Here is an 18818-nt window from a genome sequence, read left to right on the forward strand (position 1 = left end):
TCGGCTCGGGGCCTCGCGGGCGCGGGAATCAGGGTGGCGGCCCGGGCGGCTTGGAAGTGCCGGCCCCTGCTTTGTAAGCGCTACAGCTCCCGTGACGGACCGTGCCATCCGGTCCGCCACGGGAGCTGTTTGTCCCACAAACCATTGGTTTCTCTCACGTCTCATGACGAGGCGTGCCACAAAATCCTCCGTCGTCCGCTCTGCTCGCGCAGAGGTGATACGGGGGCTGTCGGAGCATGGGGTATCTGCCGGCCTCGACGACGGCGTCCAGCAGCGTCCTTCTTCGACTCGTCGACGACACCCGGTTTCCGCCCTCATTCGATGGTCTGCATGCGCACCTGCCGCTCGTGCCCGGCCGGGCAGCTGTCCTCGCCGTGGATGCGCCGGGCCATCTGGCATTGACCGCCACGTGCAGGATCACCGAGTGCAGGGCTCCGCTCGCGTTGGCATGGTCCTGGCCAGGGTCCCGGACGTGCTCGCCGAGTCCGGGGTGACCCGGACCCTGCTGGTGCAGACCGTCACGGTCGCCGCGGAAACCCCGAGCCCCTGCAGCTGGCGGCTGGCAGGGGGCTGGTGGCCGGCGGGGCGCTGGTCGGCATCCGACACCAGGTACAGAGCGGGCCGGACCCGCAGTGTTGCTGCGGCCGGAGGTGCCGCGCGGACTCGGGCCGCTCCCGATCGGGCATGGACGAGCGCTCGCAGAGCCTCAGCGCGTTCTGTGCGCCGTGAGGATGGGCCGCACGTCCGCCCAGGTCAGACCCCGAATTCACCCCTCCACGCCGCCGAATTGTGTCGAACGCGGGTGGGTGGCAATCGCCCGGGACTGTTTCGTGCGGTTGATCGCCCGTTCGACAGAGTCGCGTTTCTTGCAGCGGTCCTCATCGAAACCGGGTGGCCGTCCGCCGCGTGAGCCCTTGCGCAGGTGAGCGGCTTGACTGTCGACTCCTCCGTGCGGCGGATGCCTCTCCCAGGCGGTCGCAGGTGGCGCGATGCAGGGCGGCGGCTGCAGCAGCGGGGGGCCCGCGCCTCCCGGCCAGCATTAGGGTCTCCCCATGGTGAGACTCGCGACGACCGGCCACATGGACGTGACCCGGACAGGTATGCAGCTCGTGCGTCATGCCCTCGAAACCCTCCTCGCCCGATATAGCGGCCAGGACCTCGTGGGCTACTCGTGCATCGCGCCCGGAGCCGACTCGGTGTTCGCCGACGCGCTACTCGCCGCGGGCGGCCGGCTCATCGTGGTGATTCCGTCCCGCGACTACCGGTGGACGCAGGTCGGGCCCGCGCACGCGGCCACGTTCGACCGGCTGGTGGCAGCCGCAGACGAGGTCGTCGTCATGCCGTACGACACGGTCGGCCGGTCCGCGTACGAGGCTGCCAACCGGGAACTCCTGCGTCGGGCCGAACGCCTCGTGGCTATCTGGGACGGCTCAGCGCCCACCGGCAATGGCGGTGGCACGGCGGACGTCGTCGAGAGCGCTCGGGCGGCAAAGATCCCGGTAGACGTGGTGTGGCCTGCAGGGGTGAGGCGGACGTCGACCGCGGGATAGTGGCCGAGACTCAACGGGGCAGCGTCACGAACCCCACGATGTACGCCACGGCGAACCCCACCGGCACCCACTGCTCCACGTACGAGAGTTGGAGGTACTTCCGCCAGTCGTTCCCACTCCCCAGCAGGCCCCACTCGGCACGCGAGTATGCATACGCAGGCAGCTTGTCCTCCAGCGCGCCGATGACCGCCCACTTGGCAGCGTTGAGCTGCCGGTACGAGCGGATCAGCGTGAACCACGACAGGCATATCAGCAGCAGCACGATCAGCCCGACGATCAGCGCCCCGACGGGGGCGCCATTCGTGGTGGGGAGGACGGCGGCGAGGAGTGTCACGACGGCGCTGTTCACTGTGAGAAAGAAGGTGTTCGCGGCGTTCCGCCGCGCACTCACACGGTCCGCCATCTCGACACACAGCTTGTACTGCTCGATGAGTGCGCTCTGATACGACTCGGACGAGTCCTGGTACTGGGCAGGCCCGACGCTGGGGTTCCACAACCGCTGCCCCACGGTCGGCTCGGAGGTGGCAGGTCTGGGGGGGAGGTTTGACATACAGTCATGATGCCGAAGAACCCGCTGGCACTAACAGGCTTTCAGTGCAATGAAGTTGAGTGGACTTCAGGCATGTGTCACACATCAAGGGAGGGCCTTGAGCATGGGACTACGGGCTGCGGCCGGATCCTCGCTTGGTGCAGCGCAGGAGATCGGACTGAACGCGATGATCCCCGCGCCATACGGCGCCGTTCTGTTCGGGTTGCTTACTCTGTGCGCTGCCGAGATTCTCCTGGGTCCGCGCAGACCGGGAGATTTCAGGGCGAGTGGGGTAGGGCTGGCCGCGCTTCTGCTCTTCGAGCTGGACGGGGACCGCCTGTACCTCGTGGGGCTCGTCGCCGGAAGCGCTGCCATGGCAGTGCCGGCCCGATTGAAGAGCACGCGAAGGCAATTGGCGGGGTTCTTGCTGCAGTGGCTGATGCCGCCTCTCCTGGTGTTCCTGGCCTTCCGCTTCAGCATGGTCGGGGACTCCGCCGGAGCCGGTTCGAAGGTCAGCAGGAGCGCTTTCCTTCCTGTCTTTCTCATCGCGGGCGCGCTGGCCATCCAGGTAGTCCCCGCCGGGAAGAAGCTGCAATGGCTAGGATTCTGGTGGTCCGCGGGCCGGTTGGACCTTCCGCCGGGTCTGACGGCGGGAGACTGGCGTGACCGGACTCGCTACGCCCGCCACCCGGGCCAATCAGCAAAGCGAGCACTGGCACTTTGGCTCACTGGGTGGCTTGGTTCAATTCTCTCAATCACGGGTGCCGCCTACGGCATCTACCTATTCTCTCCGAAGCACTATTACGTCTTAACCTTTTCCTTCATGGCGATATGGGCCTACGAAGGGTTCCGTAAACTTCCGCTGCGGGCGCGGCGGCACTTCAACCCTGTACTCAAAGCGACAACAGATTTCCGTCCCGGCTCGTACGTCCTCTACCTCAGGCCGTTCGCCGAGGACGTGAAGCGCGGTGAAGTCAGCAGGAACATGTACAACGAGCAGCAGCAGCACGATCTTTTCGGCGAACTGATGCTTGCCGTGCTCTCCAGCAAGGACGAGGAGGAACACATCGCCGACGCCCTGCGGCCCGTGGGTCCCTTGCTGGCTGTCGGCGGTCACGACGCGAAGATCCCCCACGCTGGGGCGATGCGCATGTACCTGCCTATGGACGCCTGGCGGCAGCCCGTCCGTGAGCTGATCAAGCGAGCCCGCCTCGTGGTGCTCACCCTGGGGACAACCCAGGGCACACTGTGGGAATTCACGGAAGCGATGCGCGTGCTGCCGCCCGAGCGGTTGGTGCTTCTCGTCCCTGGCTCGATGGACGACACGTCTTACGCTAAGGTGCGGCGTTTGAGCCGCGAGACCGTTACCTTGCCCGCGTTGGCGACCGACCTCGACCGCAACAAGTCGATCGCGTCGATCATCCGCTTCTCTGCAGAATGGCAGCCCTCGGTCACGCACGTGAAGAACGTGACCCTGCCCTGGCAGAACCTCTTCACCAGGCTCGCCCCCGCACTGCGCCCAAGCCTGGAGCAGCTGGCCGCGTACGAGAACAAGGTCCACCGATACTCGGCCTGACGCGGACCTGTACGCCCGCCAGGGGGAACTGCTGCGTGGCGACGCACGGCCGGGCGAGCCCACCGCGACGCCGCACCGGTCGCGGAACTCCGTCGGCTACTTCTGACCGCCACAGCCTGGTGAGGCTGAGTTGGGGGTTGCCCACCACTGGGCATCTGCCTCGCGCGCGTAGCCACCCGTCACTGGCCTACGGTCGTCCGGGAGACGTCTGGATGTGGGATCTGGAAGAGGTTCTAAATACTGAGCAGCATGGGTGCTGCCACCGTGGCAGCACCCATGCTGCTACCCGTGGCGGCACCCGTGCTGTGGTTTTGTAGGCGAGTGCCGAGAGCAGTTTTCGCCCAGCAGCGAGAGCACCCCGCCTCGCGAAGAATCGATGTCGCCGAGTTTTGAGAAGCGATTCCCAAACCGAAGGTAGCGTCACATTTTCCCAGGTGAGGTGTGTGGCCGTCAATCCTGGCGATCCCCGGCCAGTCGTTCGTAGGGGTCACCGGGCCGGTGAGGAGGATGTAGTCGTTCCCCGCACCGTGCAGCTTCCGGAAGTGCACAGTCAGGCTCCTTCGCAGGCGACAGTGCGGCGGACGCTGATGGTGACCGCACACAGGTCGATCGACCAGGTGCGGGAGTACTCCTGGCCCTGGTCGAGGACAGAGCAGACGTCGGCGATACAGGTCCGGGAGGTGAACCAGTCGCTCCAGCGCGCCGCCTCGTCGGGGGTCATCATCGGCGCCAGGGCCACGGTCAAGCGGCGCACGCACCTGGCCGCGTGCAGGGACCCGTCAGCAAGGACTGACGCGGCAACCCGGCCGGGCCCCGCTTCCTGCGGCACCAGAAGGAGAACGCTGTATAGCGACGCCTGGCCAGAAGCCGCCGCAGCCAGCGATGCCTGCGGGCATACGGGTGGAGAGGGCATGGCAGAACTCCAGAGCGGGTCGGGAAGGATGGACACGGCAGCCGCCGCCGCACATGCTCGGCGGCCGCCTGGCCAGGGCTCTGCTCACCTGGGCTGGTAGGTCAGGAGGGCGAGCAGCAGGGCGACGACCACGAGAGTGGGAAGGAACAAGCAGTTGGCGAAGCGACGCCAGGCTCCCGGCGTCGGATCATCGGCGGCGGGCGGCCAGCCGCCATCGCTCCGACGGGCATCCAGACCTGTAGCGGAGCCCGGTTTTCGGCCACGGCTGATAGAGCGGCTCTACGGCCACGTCATACCGGCAGTCCTCGTCCGCGAGAGCGAACAATGTCCGCCGGCCGTCGACCAGGTGCTCCAATGCAGCTCGCTGCGCATCTGCGTCGTCCAGCCAGGCATCCGCGGTGTGCACCGCCAGGCCGCCGAGCTCGTCCGCGGTCACCCGCACGCGTAAGCGCATCCACGCAAGCGCCCCCATCGCCGTCGACGCAGTGCAGCGGTCGAGCCACCATCCCGGCTGGTCATGGCGGTAGACGATGTGGGTGCATGCGAATGCCATCGGGACGGGCGCTTGCCGCACCATCACTGGCGCCGACCTCAACGCCCTGGCCGTGTTCACTGCTGCCCCCGACCCGCACCGGCGACGGCGACCCTGGCCCACACGGTCTTTCCTGCCGCATGGTCGCGGACCCCGAACGCGGCGGACGTCGCCTGCACGAGCAGCAGGCCTCGACCGTTCTCGTCATCCAGCGCGGCAAGCATCGGCTTCGGATGCTGGGCGCTGGGGTCACCGACCTCGACCAGGACTCCGTCGGCCTCGTCGACGACCCGCACATGCACGACCTCCGGGGCCGCGCAGGCCCGGAATGCGTTAGTCACCAGCTCGCTGACGATCAGCACTGCTGTGTCCACTGCTTCGTCGGGCAGGCCCCACGCGCTCAACTCAGCCCGCGCCTGCCTACGGGCTTGACTCACTAGCACCGGGATCGGCTCAAGCCGTAGATCCCAGGTCCGCAAGGTCTTCTCTTCGGGTGTCATGGCGCGCACGCTGCTCTCCCCACATGGGGGCTCCACCCCCGATCGAGGATCCAGAAGGAGGCGCCGATCTGACACACCGTCGGCGCTAACCTCAGGTAACTAGGACGCCACCCAGCGCCGCCATCTCCGATGCATCCAACGCATGCGGATATGCGCACCGCGCATACGTGGCGGGTAAACGATGGGGAACGGTACGTACCGTGGACAGGGGGCCGCATGGACTGGACGGGCAACAGGCAACTACGGGACGCGGCACGCGACGGCAACTACGGCCGCGTCATCAAGGAGGCCCGTAAGGCCCTGGGCATGACCCAGCGCCAGCTCGGTGAAGCGTGCGGCCTGTCCCAGCCCGCCATGTCGCGGCTCGAAGACCGCGGCATCGGCACCTACAACATGACCCTCCTGGCGAGCGCAGCCAGCCACCTCGGCATCCCCCCGAACCTGGTCGGCCTCGCCGACTACGAACGGAACGGGAACAGCACGGTGGAACGGCGCGAATTCCTCGTCGGCGTCGCCGCAGTCGCGGCCACGCCAACCCTCAACCTCCCAACCACCCAGCAACGTCCCGACTGGGACAGCGGCCAGGCCGCGGCCCTACGCGTCGCCACCACCGCATACCGTCGCCTCGACGCCACCACCGGCTCCCGCGACCTTGCAGACGTCGCCCAAGCCCACCTACGCCTGATCCAACGTGTCGCCACCCAAGCCCCCGACACCACCCACCGCGCGCGCATGGCGGCCGTCGGCAGCGAAGCCGCCTCCCTGGCAGGCTGGCTCGCCTGGGACATGGCCGACTACGGCTCGGCCCGCACCTGGTACGGCTCCGCCATCAAGGCCGCCCGAAGCTCAGGCGACCTCCTGCTGGCCGCCTACCAGACCGGCTCCCTCGCCCAGTTCGAAGTCGAGGCGGGCAACGCCGCCGAAGGACTGCGCCTCGTCGCCCGCGCCCGCCGCCAGATCGGCACCGAGCTGCCCGCGATAGCCGCCGCCTGGCTGGCCTCCATCGAAGCCGTCGCGCACGCCACCGCCGGCGACGAACGTGCCACCGAACGGGCTCTGCGCTCATGTGACCAGCACAACGGCCGGGTGCCCCGCGAGGACCCTCCACCGTGGCCGTGGGTGTTCACCTTCGACGAGCGAAAGGTCGCCGCCTGCCGCGTCACATGCGGAGCCCGCCTCGGCCGCCCCCGCTGGGTCCTCACCTCCACGCAGGAGATCACCACCGCCCTAACCTCCGGCCACGAGAAACAGCGGGCTCTGCTCACACTCGACGTCGCTACCGGCAACCTGAACTCCGGTCGTGTCGACAGCGCCTTCGCTCTCGCCGCCCGGGCCCTCCAAGACGGCCTGCGGCTACGCTCCGGTCGCGTCGTCGAGCGGGCGCGCGCCTTCCGCCGCGCCTATGCCAGCACCACACCGCCCTGTATCGTGCGCGACTTCGACACCCTGCTGCACGATGCCTACCTGTGAGAGGGGAATCCACCATGCGTCTGGGCATCACCGGCCATCGCGGCCTGTCGCCAGCCGTGGAGAAGCAAGTCCGCGACGCGCTCGCCGCGCTCGTCGACGACCTGTCCGCCGAGGACCTGACGGGCATCAGCTGCATCGCCGACGGCCCCGACGCCTGGTTCGCGCAAGCCGTCCTCGCCCACGGCGGCCGCCTCGAAGTCGTCATCCCAGCCGCCGAATACCGGCAGAGCCTGCCCGACTGGCACCATCCGGTCTACGACGACCTGCTCTCCCGGGCCGTCGACGTCCACCACACCGGGCTACGCAAGTCCACCTCGCAGGCCCACCAGGCGGGCAGCGAGATCCTGGTCGGCCTCACCGACGAGCTGATCGCCGTGTGGGATGGCCTACCGGCCCGCGGCTACGGCGGCACCGCCGACGTCGTCGCCTACGCCCGTCGCGTCGGCGTGCCTGTGCACATCCTCTGGCCCGACGGTGCCACCCGCGACTGACCTATTCAGCGGAGCGTGCCCGCCGGGTAGCGGACCACCTCCTGGGCACCCTTATCCCACACCCAGATCTCGGACCGCTGCCACAGCTTCGGGAGCTCCATCACTTCCTGGCATAGGGGGTCTTCACCCGGGAGACACGGCTGGCCATCGTCCATGCTGACTGGAATCTGGCCCCGGAAACGGTGAATCGGTTGCCGTCGAACGCGGAGCCCTGGATAAATACAGGAGCTCTCCGCGCTCGTCTGTGCGCGAGAACTCCCTCACCAAGCCCAGCCGCGCAGCGATCCGCAGTGAAGCCCCGTTATGAGGGCGGATCGTGGCCCACACACGGGCAATCCCGCTGGCGAAACACTCGTCCAGCACCGCCTGGGCCGCCTCGCTCGCCAGCCCCTGTCCGCGATACCCCAGCCGGACCTCGTATCCGAGTTCGGGCTCCAGGGAACCAGTCCGCCCGATGAAGGCACCGCAATTGCCCACCAGCACACCACTGTCACGCAAGCGCAACGCGTACCAGGCCAGGCCTCTCTCCTCGAACGCCCGCACCCTCCGCTCAATCCACGTCTGTGTCTCGGCAAGCGAAGTGAAGGGCCCCGCACCAATCGTGTGGGTCATCGGGTCGCTGAAGATCTCGTGCAGCTCCGGCGCGTCGCTTGGCTGGAAGCGCCGCAGTTCCAACCTCGTCGTCTCGATCGCATCCCGCACCGTTCATCCCCCATCCCGTCGGGTCATCCATGAAGGTGAGCTTCCCGCCCCCAGGCCCCCGGAACGGGAAACGGGAAACGGGAAACGGGAAACGATTATCCCACCGACGGGAAGCGATCTCCAACGCTTCGCGTTGTCCCACGCCAAGCACACTCAAGAACACCCCGTAGAAGGCACTTATACCGCCACGTGGTGAGGACGTGGGGCGAATGCCCGGGTGCAGCGCGGATGTGTGATCGGCCAGGCCGCCGCGTCCTCAACCGTCCGCACTGTTCCTGTGGCCTTGTCGGGGTCCTGGTGGCTGGTCCAGCCGCAGTCCGCACCGTCGAATACCTGCATGAAGGCCACGCCGGCCGCCCGGGACCGGTTGAGGGTGCCCGCGTTGTACGCCACCGCCGACTTGGCCAGCGTCGCGGCCTCGGCCCACGCCTGCACCGGCACGCGCGCGCCGTTGCGGTAGACGACGTACAGCAGCTGGTGCTCGGCGGCGAGCCGAGCCGCAAGCGTCCGGGCGGCCTGCAAGGCGGTGGTGTTTCCGGTGGCCAGCAGCGGCACCTCCCGGCGAGCGGCCTCCCGCACCGCCCGGTAGAAGACGGAGGCCATGCGCTGCTCCTCCTGGGAGCGGCGCATGAAGCCGGCGTAGGAGTCGGAGGCGAGGGACTGCAGGGCCTCGGTGTGGATCAGGGACCAGGTGAAGTGCTCGCCCACGGCCCGGCCGGCGCGGCGGGCCCCCTCCTCGTACAGGTGAGGCAGCTGCCGGGTGACAAACGCTCTCGCCTCGGCGTCGACGCGCTGCCCGAAGTCGAGAATGGCGGCCTGGAACTGGGCCAGCCGCTCGGCGACTCTGCGGGCGGTTTCGCGGTCGCCGAGCGCCGCAAGGACGGCGGCCTCTCGTCGGCGAGGCGCTGCCAGGCGTCCTGCAGCACCGCGGCGACCCGCGCGGCGACGGTAGCCGCGTCGCCGGGGGTCAGCGGCCCGAACTCGTAACCCACTACCGGAGCCAGCGGTGAGCCGGGCGCAGCGGGGCGACGACCAGCTCAGGAGTGGTGTCGTCGGCGCTCTGATCGTCGGGGGCGGTGGCCATCTGCAGGGCGGCGATCTGCCGCTCCAGGCCGGTGAGGTTGTTGGACTGGTCGAGGGCGACGACACCGTTGACGACCAGGTGCAGCCGCTCGGCCAGCAGCTTCGCGCGGCGCTCGCCGAGGACTTCCACGGCCCCGGCCTTCGCGGAGCCCAGCCGGTCATAGCGGGTCTGCAGGTCGGCGGGGTTGGTGCTGGTGCCGAGCTGCGCCAGGAGCCAGGCGAGGACAGCGGGATCCACGGGTGTTCAGCTGGTCCTCGGTGGGCGGCTCTTGGCGTTTGCGGTACCGCTCGATGCCGTAGCCCTGGGGGGAGGCGATGCGGTCGGAGTTGATCGCGGGGTCGCCGGCGAGCTTGCGCGCGACGGCGAGCCAGTCGACGCCGGCCAGGCGCTGGGCGATGGCGGCGCGATGTCGGGGCGTCCCACGGGCGGCGGTCCTTCCGGTTGCGGCCCGCGCCCCACCGACATGATCCCGTATCGGGCTGCCCGCCCGGCTGCACCGTGCCCTGACGGGTTGGCCAAAAGCCGCCCGCACGGGCGCGAGTCCGTTTTGCGGTGTGCCCGTGCAAACGTCGGCCGCGTCAGCGCCCATCGCGCTCTCGCCGCTGCCGTACGCCCGGCCGCTGACCATCGAGGAGCATATGCGGCGCCTCGAACTGGATTACCGGAGTGGCGGTGCTGTCCACCGCGTGCCGCGCCATCGACCTGGACCTCGGTCTCACCGTCCTGGCGGATGCCTGCCTCGACACCGATCCCGAACTGCACCGAAGGACGATGAGGACAGGCGGATGCGGGGCTTGTCGAGGTTTGAAGGAGGCACCTCGTTCGGTGAGGCGGCTTCACGGACACAGGCCACTGATCCCACCCGTCGAGAGACGCTCCGGATCAGGACAGGTCTCCCCGACCTAAGGGGTGACCCCAAGTGGCTTCCCCTGGGGGATCACGCCGTGGAGTGCCAAAGCTCTGACGAGTTGGGGTGAGCTGGCACCGGACCCTGCGCAGAGAACTCCTCGACGCGTGGCCTGCACTACACCTACCTCGACCGCTATCCGGCGCTGGACGACGTCAGCCTGACGGTGCGCCGCGGCGAGCGGATCGCCCTGCTCGGCGCCAACGGCTGCGGCAAGTCGACCCTGCTGAAAGTCCTGGCCAGCCTGGTCTTCCCCGACCGTGGGGACTACCACGCGTTCGGACACCCCGTCACCGAGGACACCCTCGAGGACGAGCAGATGAACCGCGGCTTCCGCTCCCGCCTGGGCATCGTCTTCCAGAACGCCGACGCGCAGGTCTTCTCCCCCACTGTCCGCGAGGAGGTCGCCTTCGGCCCGCTCCAACTGGGCATGGACCGCAACCAGGCTGCGCAGCGCGTCGCGGAGGTCCTGGCCATGCTGGGCATCACCGCCCTTGCCGACCGGGCCCCTTTCCAGCTCTCCGGCGGGCAGAAGAAGAAGGTCGCCATCGCCAGCGTGCTGGCCATAAACCCCGATGTGCTGCTCTTCGACGAACCCACTGCGGCCCTGGACCCGCGCACCCAGGTGTGGCTGATGGAACTGATCGAGGAGCTCGGCGTCGCCGGCAAGACGATCATCCACGCCACCCACGACCTGGACAGCCTGGAGCGGCCCGCCGACCGCTGCTTGGTCTTCGGCGAGGATCACCGCCTGCGCGCCGAAGGCACCCCAGCGGACCTCCTGGACTCCCGCGACCTGCTGCTGGAGGTCAATCTGATCCACGCGCGCAGCAACCTGCCCGGCCGGCCCGCACCTGCCTGAGACACCCGCAGGACAGGAAGGAGACCACGGAGATGACGAAGCCGACCACCGCCGCGACCGCCGCCCTGAAGGCGGCCGCGGCGGCGCTGCGCATCGCAGGCTTGCGAATGAAGTCGCCAGCCTGACCACCGCCGTGGCCCGCCAGCTGGTGATCGACGCTCTCACCCATGCCGGGCCCGCCGAGACGGACCGCTTCAGCGGCCTGACATGCCTGAGGGGCGCCAACGACGACGCCGACATGATCGCCGGGCTGGGTACTTCGCATGGGACCTCGTAGCCGCTCCGAAGGCGGGCAACGGATTCGCGCTTCCCGCCTGCGCCGCCCACGACTGACGAGCCGTCATGTGCACAGCCCCTGGTTCCGCCGCCCCCGACCAGATCGGGCGGAACCGGCCCGGACATGCGCCGGGCCCAGCGGGCCCCGCTCGGGTTGTGCCAGGCCGCCCGCGGGGCGAGGCTGGGCGGTCAGGACCGTCCGGCCAGCAACGCCACCGCGCCCCCGAGCAGCACACACACCGAGACACCCACCGCGGCCTGTTCCCAGAAGGGCAGCTCCGCCGCAAGCGAGCCCACGACCCCGCTCACCGCGCACAAGACGAGGCTCGCCCCCACAGTGACGGCACTGCGGCTCCCGGTGTTCCGGTGCCACTTCGGCGTCGTCATGCGGTCGGACATGGGGCACTCTCCTTTGATTGGCTTTAGCAACTTACTGCGCTCGGGGAACCTGCCCCCACCGGGCCTGAGGCATCCTCAGGTGGCGGGCGCCTCGCCCCCTTCGGTGTCGAACTCCAGGAAGACGACGACAAGCCGCCTCGTAGCGCGGCCCGCTCCACGCTCAGGCCCTGTTCCCGCGCACCGAACACCCTCGCCGTAAGCAGAGGGCCCCGTATGGCGGACTCCAACGCGACTGCCCCGGGCAGGCGATCACTCGGCCGGAGGAGCCCAACAAGGCCGCTCCGCCGAAGGTTCACCATGCACAGGAGCAAGCCCACCACGTGCGCTCTCCCCAAGCCATCCCCATCGGGCACGCCTTGGCAGAACACAAGCGCTGGAAGAGCCTGAGCCGTGGATGCATCCTCGGGCAGCCCTGCCCGCCACCTACCTCGCCGGCGCAGGCCTCGTCCCCGTCGGCTTCCCCATCACCTGAGCCAAGTCCCAGCCCTCGGCCAGCCGGGACCCCGCCGCCATCACGCACGACCTCGTAAGAGTCGTCAGTCCTTGATCTCGCAGATCACCGCGCCGCTGGTGATGCTGGCGCCGACCTCGGCGGAGAGCGAGGTGACGGTGCCCGCCTTGTGGGCGTTGAGCGGCTGCTCCATCTTCATGGCCTCCAGAACGACGATCAGGTCGCCCTCCTGGACCTCCTGGCCGTCCTCCACGGCGACCTTGACGATGGTGCCCTGCATCGGGGAGGCCAGCGAGTCGCCGGAGACCGCGGAGCCGGCCTTCTTGGCGCCCTGGCGCCGCTTGGCCTTGGCCGCTCCGGCGGCCGGGGCGGCCGCGGAGACGCCCAGCGAGGACGGCAGCGACACCTCGATGCGCTTGCCGCCGACCTCGACCACCACGGTCTCGCGGCCCTCGGGCTCCTCGCCCTCGGCCGCACCGCCGCCGAACGGGGCGATGGTGTTGTCGAACTCGGTCTCGATCCACCGGGTGTGGACGGTGAACGGGCCGGCGTGGCCGTGCACCTCGGGCGCGAACGCCGCGTCGGTGACCACCGCGCGGTGGAAAGGAATGGCCGTGGCCATGCCGTCCACCTGGAACTCGGCCAGCGCCCGGGCGGCCCGCTGCAGCGCCTGCTGGCGGGTGGCACCGGTGACGACCAGCTTGGCCAGCAGGGAGTCCCAGGCCGGGCCGATGACCGAGCCGGCCTCGACACCGGAGTCCAGCCGCACGCCGGGACCGGTCGGCGGAGCCCACACGGTGACGGTGCCCGGAGCGGGCAGGAAGCCGCGGCCCGGGTCCTCGCCGTTGATGCGGAACTCGAAGGAGTGGCCGCGCAGCTCGGGGTCGGTGTAGCCGAGCTCCTCGCCGTCGGCGATCCGGAACATCTCGCGGACCAGGTCGATGCCGGAGACCTCCTCGGTCACCGGGTGCTCCACCTGGAGGCGGGTGTTGACCTCGAGGAAGGAGATGGTGCCGTCCTGGCCGACCAGGAACTCACAGGTGCCCGCGCCCTCGTAGCCGGCCTCCTTGAGGATGGCCTTGGAGGCGCGGTACAGCTCGGCGTTCTGCTCGTGGGAGAGGAACGGCGCGGGGGCCTCCTCCACCAGCTTCTGGTGGCGGCGCTGCAGCGAGCAGTCACGGGTGGAGACCACGACCACATTGCCGTGCTTGTCGGCCAGGCACTGGGTCTCGACGTGCCGCGGCCGGTCGAGGTACCGCTCCACAAAGCACTCGCCGCGGCCGAAGGCCGCGACGGCCTCACGTACCGCCGAGTCGTAGAGCTCGGGGATCTCCTCCAGGGTGCGGGCCACCTTCAGGCCGCGCCCGCCGCCGCCGAAGGCGGCCTTGATGGCGATCGGCAGCCCGTGCTGCTCGGCGAAGGCCACCACCTCGTCGGAGCCGGAGACCGGGTCCGGGGTGCCGGCCACCAGCGGGGCGCCGGCCCGCTGGGCGATGTGCCGGGCGGCCACCTTGTCGCCGAGGTCGCGGATGGCCTGAGGCGGCGGACCGATCCAGGTCAGCCCGGCGTCCAGGACGGCCTGGGCGAAGTCGGCGTTCTCGGAGAGGAAGCCGTACCCGGGGTGGACCGCGTCGGCGCCGGAGTCGGCGGCCGCCTTGAGGACCTTGGCGATGTCCAGGTAGCTGGTGCCAGGCGTGTCGCCGCCCAGCGCATAGGCCTCGTCGGCCACGCGGACGTGCAGCGCGTCCCGGTCCGGCTCGGCGTATACGGCGACGCTGGCGATTCCGGCGTCAGAGCATGCCCGGGCGACACGGACTGCGATTTCTCCGCGGTTGGCGATCAGGACCTTGGTCAGCATGTCTGTCCCACAGTGGTGTCGGAGGTGGTGAGGAGGCTTTCGGCGGTGCGGATGATGCTGGCGATGTCCGTGCCGGGGGTGAAGACGGCATCGACGCCCATCGCTTCGAGTTGAGGGATGTCGGCCTGGGGGATGATGCCGCCGACCAGGACCCGTGTGTCGGCCACGTCGTGGAGCCGCAGCAGTTCCATGACCCGCTGGACGACCGTCAGATGAGCACCGGACAGGATGGACATGCCGAGCAGAGGTGCGTCCTCGGCGATCACGGTGGCCACAATCTGCTCGGCGGTCTGATGGAGGCCGGTATAGATGACCTCGTACCCGGCATCGCGCAGGGCGCGAGCGATGACCTTCGCACCGCGGTCGTGACCGTCGAGACCTGGCTTGGCCACCACCACGCGGGGGCGCGTGGTGGTGGAGGCGGCTGGGCTGGCGTGAAGTTGCATGGTTCTCCAGTCGAGGAAGGTCACTGGGCCCAGGTGGAGGTGCGCCAGGAGTGGGGGCCCGGGGCCTGCATCCGGCGCATGGCGGCGGAGCGGTCGGCCCAGGTGGAGACCGGGCCGCCGGCGGCGCGCCGGGCGGCGGCCGCCGCGGACGCCGCTGCGGCCCGGGCCGAGACCACCGCCATGACGGCGGCGAGCTCCTCGGGGGTGGGCTGCCCGTGCAGCACCTTGATGGGGGCCATGGTGCGCTCCAGGGGTGCGTAGGGGAGGGGGGTCAGAGGGGGATGTTCCCGTGCTTCTTGGGCGGCAGCGCCTCGCGCTTGTTGCGCAGTGCCCGCAGCCCCCGGACGATGTGCTGCCGGGTCTCCGAGGGCAGGATCACCGCGTCGATGTAGCCGCGCTCCGCGGCGACATACGGGTTGAGCAGGGTGTCCTCGTAGTCGGCGATCAGCTCGGCCCGCCGGGTCTCCTGGTCGTCCGCCTCGGCGATCTCCCGGCGGTGCAGGATGTTGACCGCGCCCTGGGCGCCCATCACCGCGATCTGGGCGGTCGGCCACGCCAGGTTGAGGTCGGCGCCCAGGTGCTTGGAGCCCATGACGTCGTAGGCACCGCCGAAGGCCTTGCGGGTGATCACGGTGACCAGCGGCACGGTGGCCTCGGCATAGGCGTAGATCAGCTTGGCGCCGCGGCGGATGATCCCGTCCCACTCCTGGCCGGCGCCCGGCAGGAAGCCCGGCACATCGACAAAGGTCAGCACCGGGATGTTGAAGGCGTCGCAGGTGCGGACGAAGCGGGCCGCCTTCTCGCTGGCGTCGATGTCCAGGCAGCCGGCGAACTGCATCGGCTGGTTGGCCACCACACCCACCGCCCGGCCCTCGACCCGTCCGAAACCGGTGACGATGTTGGGGGCGAAGAGCGCCTGGGTCTCCAGGAACTCGCCGTCGTCCAGCACGTGCTCGATGACCTTGTGCATGTCGTACGGCTGGTTGGCGGAGTCCGGGACGACGGCGTCCAGCTCCAGGTCCTCCGCCGAGGTGGCGAGGTCGGCCTCCTCGGGGTAGACCGGCGGCTCCTCCAGGTTGTTGGAGGGCAGATAGGACAGGAGGGCCTTGACGTACTCGACGGCCTCCTTCTCGTCGGCCGCCATGTGGTGCGCCACACCGGACTTGGTGTTGTGGGCGCGGGCGCCGCCCAGCTCCTCGAAGCCCACGTCCTCGCCGGTGACCGTCTTGATGACGTCCGGGCCGGTGATGAACATGTGCGAGGTCTGGTCGGCCATCACCACGAAGTCGGTGATCGCGGGGGAGTAGACCGCGCCACCCGCGCAGGGGCCCATGATCAGCGAGATCTGCGGGATCACCCCGGAGGCGTGCACATTGCGGCGGAAGATCTCCCCGTACAGGCCGAGGGAGGCCACGCCCTCCTGGATGCGGGCGCCGCCGGAGTCGTTGATGCCGATGACCGGGCAGCCGGTCTTCAGCGCGAAGTCCATCACCTTGACGATCTTCTCGCCGAAGACCTCGCCCAGCGAGCCGCCGAAGACCGTGAAGTCCTGCGCGAAGACCGCCACCGGCCGGCCGTCCACCGTGCCGTAGCCGGTCACCACGCCGTCGCCGTAGGGGCGGAGCTTCTGCTGGCCGAAGTTGGTGGAGCGGTGCCGGGCGAACTCGTCGAACTCCACGAAGGAGTCCTCGTCCAGCAGCTGGGCCACCCGCTCCCGGGCGGTCATCTTGCCCTTGGCGTGCTGCTTCTCCACCGCGCGGGCGGAACCGGAGTGCACGGCTTCGTCGATCCGCCGCTGCAGGTCCGCGATCTTCCCGGCGGTGGTGTGGATGTCGATCGAATCCATGGTCAGCTCCCGTTCCCCTCGAAGCGGCGCAGCAGTTTCCAGGCACTGGGCAGCAGCCCGGCGGCCAGCAGCGCCTTGAGCGCGTCACCGAACAGGAACGGCACCACGCCCACCGAGACCGCCTGGGCGGCCGACATGCCCGTGGACAGCGAGAGCCAGGACGCCCCGAAGAGGTAGATGGCGCCGGAGGCCAGAACCATGGATGCCAGGGTTCGAACCGGGGACCGGTCCGCCCCGCGGCGGGCACCGTAGCCCGCGATCGCCGCAGCGGCCAGGAATCCGACCAGGTAGCCGCCCGTGGCACCGAAAAGGGCGTGGATGCCGTGCTGGGCCTGGGTGAACACAGGAAGCCCCAGCGCGCCCAGCAGCAGGTAGAGGAGTTGTGAGGCAAGCCCTCGGGCCGGTCCCAGAGCAGTCGCCGTCACCAGCACCGCGAAGGTCTGGCCGGTGACCGGCACCGGAGAGCCGGGGACCGGTATGGACAGCTGCGCCGCCAACCCGGTCAGTACGGCACCGAGCAGGACAGTGGTGCCGCTACGGGTGAGCACCCGCGGCAGCAGCGACTCGGCGAGCACAGGGCGCCGGGGGGAAAGGTCGTAGGCAAGAGTCATAGCTGGCCTTTGGGAGGAGGAAGGTCTTGGGTCAGAAGGTTTCGCGCGGTGTGTATACGCCCCAGACGTCGCGCAGCGCGTGCGCCACCTCGCCACCGGTGGCGCGCAGGCGCAGCGCTTCGCGCATGACCGGCAGTACGTTGTCCGGGCCGGACGCGGCCGTACGCAGCTCGTCCAGGGCGCGGCGGACGGCCTGGTTGTCGCGCTCCTTGCGCAGGACTGTCAGCCGTTCGCACTGGTCGGTCTCGATCGTGGGGTCGACGCGCAGCGGCTCGTAGGGTTCCTCTTCGTCCAGGGCGAAGCGGTTGACGCCGACGACGGTGCGTTCGTGGCCGTCGATCTGCAGGGCGGTCTGGTAGGCGGAGCGTTCGATCTCGGATTTCTGGAATCCCTGCTCGATCGCGTGCACCGCGCCGCCGCGGTCCTCGACGGCCTGGAGCAGTTCCCGTACGGCGGTCTCGATCTCGTCGGTCATCGCCTCGACCACGTACGAGCCGGCGAAGGGGTCGACGGTCGTGGTGATGTCGGTCTCGTAGGCGATGACCTGCTGGGTGCGCAGAGCCAGCCGGGCGGCCTTCTGCGTCGGCAGTGCGATCGCCTCGTCGTAGGAGTTGGTGTGCAGGGACTGCGTACCGCCCAGCACCGCGCCGAGGCCCTGGAGGGCGACCCGGACAAGGTTGACCTCGGGCTGCTGTGCGGTCAGCTGCACGCCCGCTGTCTGGGTGTGGAAGCGCAGCATCTGCGACTTGGGGTTCTTGGCCCCGAACTCGTCGCGCATGATGCGCGCCCAGATTCGGCGTGCGCACGGAACTTGGCGATCTCTTCCAACAGCCTGGTGCGGGCGACGAAGAAGAAGGAGAGCCTGGGCGCGAAGTCGTCCACGTCCAGACCCGCCGCGATCGCTGTGCGGACGTACTCGATGCCGTTGGCGAGGGTGAAGGCGATCTCCTGCACGGGCGTCGCCCCGGCCTCCGCCATGTGGTAACCGGAGATCGAGATGGTGTTCCACTTGGGGATCTCGCGGTGGCAGTAGGCGAAGATGTCGCTGATCAGGCGAAGCGACTCCTGGGGCGGGTAGATGTAGGTCCCGCGCGCGATGTACTCCTTGAGCACATCGTTCTGGATGGTGCCCGTAAGCCTGCTGCCGGGGATGCCCTGCTCCTCGGCGACCAGCTGGTAGAGCAGCAGCAGCGTCGCCGCCGGGGCGTTGATCGTCATCGACGTGGACACCTGGTCCAGTGGCAGGCCCTGGAACAGGGTCCGCATGTCCTCCAGGGAGTCGACGGCGACACCCACCTTGCCGACCTCACCATGAGACAGCGGCTCGTCGGAGTCGTATCCCATCTGCGTGGGCAGGTCGAAGGCCACACTCAGGCCGCCGGTACCCGCGTTCACCAGCTCGTGGTACCGCGCGTTCGACTCCTTCGCCGTGCCGAACCCGGCGTACTGGCGCATCGTCCACGGCCGTCCGGTGTACATCGACGGATACACACCCCGGGTGAACGGGTACCGGCCCGGATCACCCAGCTTCGCGGCCGGGTCGAAGCCCGCCAGTGCGGCGGCGTCGTAGACCGGTTGTACAGGCAGGCCCGACTCGGTCAGCGCTCCGGAGTTCATGGCACCTCTCTTCATGGGACTGGGTACTCAGGTCCGCAGTCGACGATCGACGACAACGCCGCCGGTCTCCGGCTCGTGGGGGCAGGGCTCACGAGGCCGCGGAGTCAGACGTGGGTGCTGTCATCACGGGCGTACCGATCCGAGCAGACCTCGAACCTGAACTGTCCCTGGGCGGAGTCGGGAGCCGACACCAAACGG

At 69.1% G+C, this 18818-nt stretch carries 20 protein-coding genes, 2 pseudogenes and 1 riboswitch; of the genes and pseudogenes, 8 read left to right on the top strand and 14 right to left on the bottom strand.

Features of this window, described 5'->3' with window-relative positions:
* The first annotated feature begins 1052 nt into the window (after window positions 1–1052).
* On the top strand, window positions 1053–1550 hold the full coding sequence (locus AB0761_RS03535) for a hypothetical protein (protein WP_377267410.1): 498 nt from the start codon (window positions 1053–1055) through the stop codon (window positions 1548–1550).
* 10 nt (window positions 1551–1560) lie between these two features.
* On the opposite strand, the gene AB0761_RS03540 is transcribed toward AB0761_RS03535, so the two are convergent.
* The gene (locus AB0761_RS03540) at window positions 1561–2100 is read right to left on the bottom strand and encodes a hypothetical protein (protein ID WP_377267411.1); all 540 of its coding nucleotides are present in this window, start codon (window positions 2098–2100) and stop codon (window positions 1561–1563) included.
* A gap of 97 nt (window positions 2101–2197) precedes the next feature.
* On the opposite strand from AB0761_RS03540, the gene AB0761_RS03545 reads away from it, so the two are divergent.
* On the top strand, window positions 2198–3655 hold the full coding sequence (locus AB0761_RS03545; RefSeq protein WP_377267413.1) for a hypothetical protein: 1458 nt from the start codon (window positions 2198–2200) through the stop codon (window positions 3653–3655).
* A 550-nt stretch (window positions 3656–4205) separates the two neighbouring features.
* On the opposite strand, the gene AB0761_RS03550 is transcribed toward AB0761_RS03545, so the two are convergent.
* The 3 genes from AB0761_RS03550 to AB0761_RS03560 all read right to left on the bottom strand — a co-directional run bounded on the left by AB0761_RS03550 (window position 4206) and on the right by AB0761_RS03560 (window position 5600).
* Window positions 4206–4400, bottom strand: coding sequence for a hypothetical protein (locus AB0761_RS03550; protein ID WP_377267414.1), 195 nt, complete (start codon window positions 4398–4400; stop codon window positions 4206–4208).
* A gap of 355 nt (window positions 4401–4755) precedes the next feature.
* Complete coding sequence (locus tag AB0761_RS03555; protein ID WP_377267416.1) at window positions 4756–5121, bottom strand: hypothetical protein; 366 nt, start codon at window positions 5119–5121, stop codon at window positions 4756–4758.
* A 56-nt stretch (window positions 5122–5177) separates the two neighbouring features.
* Window positions 5178–5600, bottom strand: coding sequence for an ATP-binding protein (locus AB0761_RS03560; RefSeq protein ID WP_377273924.1), 423 nt, complete (start codon window positions 5598–5600; stop codon window positions 5178–5180).
* 216 nt (window positions 5601–5816) lie between these two features.
* Here AB0761_RS03560 and AB0761_RS03565 point away from each other — a divergent pair, with 216 nt between their 5' ends.
* Entirely contained in the window at window positions 5817–7070 is a 1254-nt protein-coding gene (locus AB0761_RS03565) for a helix-turn-helix domain-containing protein (RefSeq protein ID WP_377267417.1), read from the top strand.
* Between the two features lie 14 nt (window positions 7071–7084).
* On the top strand, window positions 7085–7561 hold the full coding sequence (locus tag AB0761_RS03570; protein ID WP_377267419.1) for a hypothetical protein: 477 nt from the start codon (window positions 7085–7087) through the stop codon (window positions 7559–7561).
* Between the two features lie 123 nt (window positions 7562–7684).
* Here AB0761_RS03570 and AB0761_RS03575 read toward each other — a convergent pair whose 3' ends face one another.
* Entirely contained in the window at window positions 7685–8263 is a 579-nt protein-coding gene (locus tag AB0761_RS03575) for a GNAT family N-acetyltransferase (RefSeq protein WP_377267421.1), read from the bottom strand.
* A 177-nt stretch (window positions 8264–8440) separates the two neighbouring features.
* A complete protein-coding gene (locus AB0761_RS03580) occupies window positions 8441–8971 on the bottom strand; it encodes a hypothetical protein (protein WP_377267423.1) in 531 nt (176 codons plus the stop codon).
* A 36-nt stretch (window positions 8972–9007) separates the two neighbouring features.
* Between AB0761_RS03580 and AB0761_RS03585 the strand changes: the two genes are divergently transcribed.
* Window positions 9008–9250: a hypothetical protein gene (locus AB0761_RS03585; protein WP_377267424.1), complete on the top strand. Its 243-nt coding sequence runs from the start codon at window positions 9008–9010 to the stop codon at window positions 9248–9250.
* Window positions 9251–9254: 4 nt separating this feature from the next.
* On the opposite strand, the gene AB0761_RS03590 is transcribed toward AB0761_RS03585, so the two are convergent.
* On the bottom strand, window positions 9255–9584 hold the full coding sequence (locus AB0761_RS03590; protein WP_377267425.1) for a hypothetical protein: 330 nt from the start codon (window positions 9582–9584) through the stop codon (window positions 9255–9257).
* Window positions 9585–10007: 423 nt separating this feature from the next.
* Between AB0761_RS03590 and AB0761_RS03595 the strand changes: the two are divergent.
* From AB0761_RS03595 to AB0761_RS03605, 3 genes and pseudogenes are all read left to right on the top strand, one after another.
* A pseudogene (locus AB0761_RS03595) lies at window positions 10008–10112 on the top strand (cysteine hydrolase); the annotation flags it as partial.
* 45 nt (window positions 10113–10157) lie between these two features.
* A riboswitch (M-box (ykoK) riboswitch) is annotated at window positions 10158–10327 on the top strand.
* A gap of 72 nt (window positions 10328–10399) precedes the next feature.
* Window positions 10400–11116 carry an energy-coupling factor ABC transporter ATP-binding protein gene (locus tag AB0761_RS03600; protein ID WP_377273925.1) on the top strand — a complete coding sequence of 239 codons (717 nt, stop codon included), beginning with the start codon at window positions 10400–10402 and terminating at the stop codon, window positions 11114–11116.
* 133 nt (window positions 11117–11249) lie between these two features.
* On the top strand, window positions 11250–11393 hold the full coding sequence (locus tag AB0761_RS03605) for a hypothetical protein (protein WP_377267426.1): 144 nt from the start codon (window positions 11250–11252) through the stop codon (window positions 11391–11393).
* Window positions 11394–11581: 188 nt separating this feature from the next.
* On the opposite strand, the gene AB0761_RS03610 is transcribed toward AB0761_RS03605, so the two are convergent.
* The 7 genes and pseudogenes from AB0761_RS03610 to AB0761_RS03640 form a co-directional block, all read right to left on the bottom strand.
* Complete coding sequence (locus tag AB0761_RS03610) at window positions 11582–11791, bottom strand: hypothetical protein (RefSeq protein ID WP_377267428.1); 210 nt, start codon at window positions 11789–11791, stop codon at window positions 11582–11584.
* A 536-nt stretch (window positions 11792–12327) separates the two neighbouring features.
* Entirely contained in the window at window positions 12328–14097 is a 1770-nt protein-coding gene (locus tag AB0761_RS03615; RefSeq protein WP_377273926.1) for an acetyl/propionyl/methylcrotonyl-CoA carboxylase subunit alpha, read from the bottom strand.
* Window positions 14094–14546: a cobalamin B12-binding domain-containing protein gene (locus tag AB0761_RS03620; RefSeq protein WP_377273927.1), complete on the bottom strand. Its 453-nt coding sequence runs from the start codon at window positions 14544–14546 to the stop codon at window positions 14094–14096. The genes AB0761_RS03615 and AB0761_RS03620 overlap by 4 nt, the downstream gene beginning before the upstream one ends.
* 20 nt (window positions 14547–14566) lie before the next feature.
* Complete coding sequence (locus AB0761_RS03625) at window positions 14567–14785, bottom strand: acyl-CoA carboxylase epsilon subunit (protein WP_377267429.1); 219 nt, start codon at window positions 14783–14785, stop codon at window positions 14567–14569.
* Window positions 14786–14817: 32 nt separating this feature from the next.
* Window positions 14818–16392 carry an acyl-CoA carboxylase subunit beta gene (locus AB0761_RS03630; RefSeq protein WP_377267430.1) on the bottom strand — a complete coding sequence of 525 codons (1575 nt, stop codon included), beginning with the start codon at window positions 16390–16392 and terminating at the stop codon, window positions 14818–14820.
* A 2-nt stretch (window positions 16393–16394) separates the two neighbouring features.
* Window positions 16395–17003 carry a biotin transporter BioY gene (locus tag AB0761_RS03635; RefSeq protein WP_377267431.1) on the bottom strand — a complete coding sequence of 203 codons (609 nt, stop codon included), beginning with the start codon at window positions 17001–17003 and terminating at the stop codon, window positions 16395–16397.
* 31 nt (window positions 17004–17034) lie between these two features.
* Window positions 17035–18620 (bottom strand): annotated as a pseudogene (locus tag AB0761_RS03640) (methylmalonyl-CoA mutase).
* Between the last annotated feature and the right edge of the window lie 198 nt (window positions 18621–18818).

The sequence above is a fragment of the Peterkaempfera podocarpi genome (assembly GCF_042466665.1).
In the GTDB taxonomy this organism is placed as follows: domain Bacteria; phylum Actinomycetota; class Actinomycetes; order Streptomycetales; family Streptomycetaceae; genus Peterkaempfera; species Peterkaempfera podocarpi.